This is a genomic window from Oleiphilus sp. HI0080 (assembly GCF_001635135.1).
In genome coordinates, this window is the sequence record NZ_LWFU01001240.1 from 1 (window position 1) to 653 (window position 653).

A 653-nucleotide genomic window follows, 5' to 3' on the forward strand; every position below is an offset into this window, starting at 1 on the left:
TTCGACGCCTAGGACTTCGTAGAAATCTCTTTTAGACATGAGTCATTCACCAATTCTCTTCACTTCCAGCCTCAGAAATAGAAGCTTACTAGATACAATAACGCGGAAGTCGATGCTTCCGCGTTAAGGTTAACGTACAGCTTGAACAAGCCGACTAAGCGCTATCGCTTATTTTTTGTCGTCTTTTACTTCTTCAAACTCCGCATCTACCACGTCTTCACCAGACTGTGATTGAGCTTGTTCTTCACCGCCAGGAGCGGCGCCTGCTGCACCTTCAGCTTGCTCAGCATACAATTTTTGAGCTAGACCAGAAGAGGCTTCAGTCAATGCCTGAGTTTTCGACTCTATCGCATCTTTGTCATCGCCCTTCAATGCTTCTTCAAGCTCTGCAATTGCAGTTTCGATAGCGGTTTTCTCTTCAGCGGTCGCTTTGTCACCCGCTTCTTCTAGCGTCTTCTTGGTAGCGTGCACCATTTGATCGCCTTGATTACGCGCAGTGACCAGCTCTTCGAACTTACGATCCGCTTCGGCGTTCGCTTCCGCATCGTTGACCATGTTATTGATCTCATCATCCGAAAGACCAGAAGAAGCCTTGATCACGATAGACTGCTCTTTACCTGTCGCTTTATCCTTCGCCGACACATTCAGAATAC

At 47.3% G+C, this 653-nt stretch carries 1 protein-coding gene; it reads right to left on the bottom strand.

From position 1 onward, the window contains the following. Positions 1-168 precede the first annotated feature (168 nt). A partial coding sequence (locus tag A3751_RS21555; protein WP_156492728.1) for an Hsp70 family protein occupies positions 169-653 on the bottom strand: 485 nt, incomplete at its 5' end.